This is a genomic window from Frankia sp. CcWB3 (assembly GCF_977927595.1).
The window spans coordinates 1-4,938 of record NZ_CDWRCK010000283.1; the positions used below are offsets into that span (position 1 = coordinate 1).

A 4,938-nucleotide genomic window follows, 5' to 3' on the forward strand; every position below is an offset into this window, starting at 1 on the left:
GCGGTGGCGAGGCCGGGGCGGGGCAGCACCGCGTCGGCCGTGGTCGCCGGCGTCATCGTGGTCGCCGGGCCCGGTACCGCCGGCTGGCCGCCGGGGTCGCGACGGCCCTCGTCGTGCTGGTGGCGATGACCGCCTGGGTGGTCGTGCGCGGACTACTGGCCAAGTCCCGTCTTGACGAGGCCAGGCAGCGGATCGCCGTCCTGCAGCGGCAGGTTCTGAGCGGAGACTTTCCCCGCGAGGCCGAGTTGCGGTCGCAGCTCGAGCAGATCCGGCGGCGGGCCACCGATGCGCGGGCCCTGACCTCGGATCCGGTGTGGTCGGCGTTCGGGCGGCTGCCCGTCGCCGGCTGCCCGCTGCGCTCGGCGGCAACACTGATCCGAGAGGTGGACGCGGTCGCCGGCACCAGCCTGCCGGCCGTGGCCGACCTGGGTCCCTCCCTCGATCCGCGGGTGCTGCGCCAGCGTATGACGATCAATGTCCGGGCGCTTGCCGTGGTCCGCCGCCCGGCCGAGCGATCCTTCAACGCCATCTCCGCGTTGCAGGCGGCAGTGGAGAACGTACCCGACTGCGGATGGGCCGGGCGGGCCAGCGGCATCGCCGACGCCCGCGCCGAGATGATCGACCGGAGCCGGCGCCTGTCCGGTGCGCTGGGCACCGTCGTTCTGGCCGCCCGGGTCGGTCCCGCCATGCTCGGCGGGGGCGGTGCCCGTCGCTACCTGCTGATCGTCCAGAACCCGGCCGAGTCCCGCGCCAACGGGGGGATCATCGGTGGGTTCGGCCTGCTGACCGCGGAGCACGGGCGGCTGTCCCTCGACGGCATCTCGGGCAATGGTGCTCTGCCGGGCGGCCCCACCCAGCAGCGACCCGCGACGAGGCTGCCGGTCCCGTTCGCGGTCCGTTACGGCGCCTTCTGGCCCGACCGTATCTGGGCGAATATCAACCTGACCCCCGACTACCCGATGGCCGGCAGGCTCTACAGCGCGTTCTACCGGGCCGGCACGGGCCTCGACGTCGACGGTACGATCAGCGTCGACCCCACGACGTTGTCGTATCTTCTCGCCGCGAGCCGGCCCGCGGTGCTCCCCGACGGCACGTCGGTGGCCGCGGAGCACCTGGTCGATCTCGTCGAGTCGCGCGTCTATGGCAAGATCATGGACGCGGCCGCCCGCGACCGCTTCTTCGCCCAGGTCGGTCAGGCCGTCTATGCGGCCGTGGAGTCGGGAGCCGGTGATACGACGAAACTCGTGACCGCGCTGGGACGGGCCGCTCGCGAGGGCCGGCTGGAAATATCCAGCAACCACGCCGAGGAGCAGCGGATTCTTTCGTCCACGGCGCTGGGTGGTGCGCTGCCGGACGTGCCCGGGCCGTTTCTCGGGGTCGTCACCCAGAACGCGACGGCGAGCAAGCTGGACTACTGGCTACGGCGGCAGACCACCTACCGCCTGCAGCGGCAGCCGAACGGCGCCGGCGTGGCGACGATCACGATCCGGCTCACCAACGCCGCCCCGGACGGGCTGCCGGCCTATGTGCGCCACCGGCAGGATCTCAAGGACGCCGCTGGGAATCCCCGGGCGCAGAACAATCTCTGGCTCTCGGTGTACACGGGCCGAGGCAGCTGGCTCGTCGGTGCCCGGCTCGACGGTGTGCCCATCGGCCTTGCCAGCGGTTCCGAGTCCGGGCGTCCCGTGCTCTCCACCTATCTCACCGTCGATCGCGGCCAGACCCGGACCCTGGAAATCAAGGTCCGGGAGCCGGTAGGCGGCCCGGCGCTCACCGTGCGCCCGCAGCCGTTGCCCGTCGCGGAGCGATTGGAGGTGCAGGGGCTGCCGGTCGTCCCTCCCTGGTCATCCCAAAGGTCATCTCAAGCCCAGAACTGACTACTCTGACTACAGAGAGTTCTGACCCTTCACTCGCATCGAGTCGCCCGCATCGGGGCCTGATCCGCTTCGCCATCAACGCAGCGGATCGAACGGCGACAGCTCGGCCGCGGGCGAACCGGTGGCGATGGCGTCGGCGAGGAGGCGGCCGGTGACCGGGCCGAGGGTGATGCCCCACATGCCGTGCCCGCCGGCGATGAAGACACGCGGCGAGGTGGTCGGGCCGATCAGCGGCAGACCGTCCGGGGTGCACGGGCGTGGTCCCACCCATTCGGCGGTGCGGGTGTCCAGGTCCACTCCGCGCAGCAGGCCGCGGGTCGCCTCGACCACCGCCCGGATGCGCCGCGGGTCGGCCGCCGCGTCCGGATGGCGGAACTCCATCATGCCGGCGACCCGCAGGCCGTCCCCCAGGGGAGTGCAGGCCACCCGGGAGGTGGGGAAGTAGATCGGACCGCTCGGCGGCTGCTCGGTCGCGACCAGGAAGCTGTATCCGCGACCGGCCTGGACGGGAAGGCGGACCCCGAACGGACGGGCCAGCCGGGGAAGCCAGGCGCCGGTGGCGATTACCGCCGCGTCGTAAGGCCCACCGGGCCCCCCTGGCCCGAGCAGTTCCACCCGGCCACCTGCCTCGCGCACCTCGTCGATGGCCATCGCCTCGTGCACGAGGCCGCCGCGTTCCCGGACGCTGTCGGCGAGGGCGGCGACGAAGCGGCCGGGATCGCAGAACCGCTGCCCATGCACGGACACGACGTACCGGACCTGCTCGGACAGCAGAGGTTCGAGGTCGCGGGCGGCCGCCGGGCCCAGCACCTCGGCATCGACGGGCTGGCCGGTCGCCCGGATCTCGGCGAGCTCCGTCAGGAGGGCGTCGAGGCCGGACCGGGCGCGATAGCCGGCCAGGAACGGGTTGGCGGCGCGGGTCGGCGCGGTCACGCCGCCCGCCGCGAGCTCGTCGAAGGCACCGAGAGCAGCACGGGTCAACGGCACCACCGCACGCATGGCGGTTCGCCACCGTGCGGTCGTGCTGTGCCGGACGAATCCGGCGATGAAGCGGGCGAGCCCCGGATCGGCGACCGGAGGCACGTACACCGGTGAGTCCGGGCGCAGGAGCACCCGCAGCCCGTAGCGCAGGACCGCGGGCTCCGGCAGGGGCGTCGCGAGCCCCGGGGTGAGCCAGCCGGCGTTGCCCCAGGACGATCCGGCTCCGGCCCAGGTGGGCCCGGCGGTGAGGTGGTCGCGGTCGAAGACCGTCACCCGCCTGCCGTGGTCCTGGAGGAACCACGCCACGCACAGCCCGACCATCCCGCCGCCGATCACCGCCACCTGGTCGGGAACGGCGTGCCCCGGACGCAGGCGTGACCCGTGCGGCGCGCTCAGCCCCGCGGCGTTCCCGGCCGGTCGGGTCGTGTCCGTCGATCCCGTCACGTCCGCCTTGATCGGGTGATTTCCCACCGCCGCCATTATCCTCCCGCGCCGCCGGATCCGCCGTACCGCGAAGAGCTCCTTTTCGGTGGAGGGTTAGGCACGGTCCACGGTCTCTGGACCGTGCCTAACCCTCCACACTTTTCCGCTCTACCGGAGGCCGATCGAGGCCCGCAGGACCTCGCGGTTGAGCGTGGCGATGCTGTCCAGCGGGATGCCCTTCGGGCAGGCGACGGTGCACTCCCCGGTGTTGGTGCACCCGCCGAAGCCCTCGGCATCCATGGCCTCGACCAGGTTGAGCGTGCGGCTCGCCCGCTCCGGAGCGCCCTGGGGCAGGCTGTTGAGGTGCACGACCTTCGCCGAGGTGAACAGCATGGCCGAGCCGTTGGGGCAGGCCGCGACGCAGGCGCCGCAGCCGATGCAGGTGGCGTTGTCGAACGCCGTGTCCGCGACGGCCTTGGGCACCGGGGTGGAGTGCGCCTCGGGGGCGCTGCCCGTCGGGGCGCTGATGTAGCCGCCGGCCTGGATGATCCGGTCGAGGCCGGAGCGGTCCACCATCAGGTCGCGGACGACGCCGAATGCGACCGAGCGCCACGGCTCGACGTCGATGACGTCCCCGTCGGAGAACTCCCGCACATGCAGCTGGCAGGTGGTGGTTCGTTCCCGGGGGCCGTGGGCCTGGCCGTTGATGACCACTCCGCAGGCGCCGCAGATGCCCTCGCGGCAGTCGTGGTCGAAGCTGACTGGCTCCTCGCCCTGCAGGGTCAGTCGCTCGTTGAGCACGTCGAGCAGTTCGAGGAAGGACATGTCCGGGTTCGCGTCGGGCACCTCGTAGGTGACCATGCGGCCTGGCTCGTCCGGTCCGGCCTGGCGCCAGATCCGAAGGGTGAGCTTCACGGTCGGCTCCTCGTACAGTCGTGATCCATTGACCGGCACCGCCTCACGCGTAGTTACGCTGGGCGAGGTGGACGTGCTCGAACTCCAGAACCTCGCGGTGCAGCACCGGCGGGGTTTCCGTGCCGGCGAACTCCCAGGCCCCGACGTAGGCGAACCGGTCGTCGTCGCGAAGGGCCTCGCCGTCCGGGGTCTGGCTCTCGACCCGGAAGTGCCCCCCGCAGGACTCCTCGCGGTGCAGGGCGTCGACGCACATCAGCTCGCCGAGTTCGAGGAAGTCCGACACCCGGTTCGCCCGCTCCAGGCTCTGGTTGACACTACCCGCGCCGCCTGGCACCTTGACCTGTCGCCAGAACTCCTCGCGCAGCTCCGGAAGACGCCCCAGCGCCTTGCGCAGGCCGTCCTCGCTGCGCGCCATCCCGCACTCGTCCCACATGATCTCGCCGAGCTCACGGTGGAACGAGTCGACGGTGCGGTCGCCGTTCACGGTGAGCAGGCGGGTCAGCCGGCCCGTCGCCTCGGCCGCCGTCTCCGCGACCGCGGGATGGCTCGCGTCGACCGCGCCCAGCTTCGTCGAGGCGATGTAGTCACCCAGCATGGGCGGCAGCACGAAGTAGCCGTCGGCGAGACCCTGCATCAGCGCGCTCGCGCCGAGACGGTTGGCGCCGTGGTCGGAGAAGTTCGCCTCCCCGATCACGAAGAGCCCCGGAATGCTGCTCTGCAGATCGTAGCCCACCCACAGCCC

At 71.9% G+C, this 4,938-nt stretch carries 3 protein-coding genes and 1 pseudogene; 1 reads left to right on the forward strand and 3 read right to left on the reverse strand.

Translation table 11 applies throughout. The features are described from left to right. Positions 1-1,877, forward strand: a 1,877-nt coding sequence (locus ACY5KJ_RS17490) for a DUF4012 domain-containing protein (RefSeq protein WP_462203869.1), incomplete at its 5' end; no start/stop codon positions are given. Between the two features lie 75 nt (positions 1,878-1,952). Here ACY5KJ_RS17490 and ACY5KJ_RS17495 read toward each other — a convergent pair. The 3 genes and pseudogenes from ACY5KJ_RS17495 to ACY5KJ_RS17505 all read right to left on the reverse strand — a co-directional run. Beyond that, positions 1,953-3,200, reverse strand: coding sequence for an NAD(P)/FAD-dependent oxidoreductase (locus tag ACY5KJ_RS17495; RefSeq protein ID WP_462203870.1), 1,248 nt, complete (start codon positions 3,198-3,200; stop codon positions 1,953-1,955). 249 nt (positions 3,201-3,449) lie between these two features. After that, complete coding sequence (locus ACY5KJ_RS17500) at positions 3,450-4,196, reverse strand: succinate dehydrogenase/fumarate reductase iron-sulfur subunit (RefSeq protein ID WP_462186189.1); 747 nt, start codon at positions 4,194-4,196, stop codon at positions 3,450-3,452. A gap of 43 nt (positions 4,197-4,239) precedes the next feature. Further along, positions 4,240-4,938 (reverse strand): annotated as a pseudogene (locus ACY5KJ_RS17505) (fumarate reductase/succinate dehydrogenase flavoprotein subunit); the annotation flags it as partial.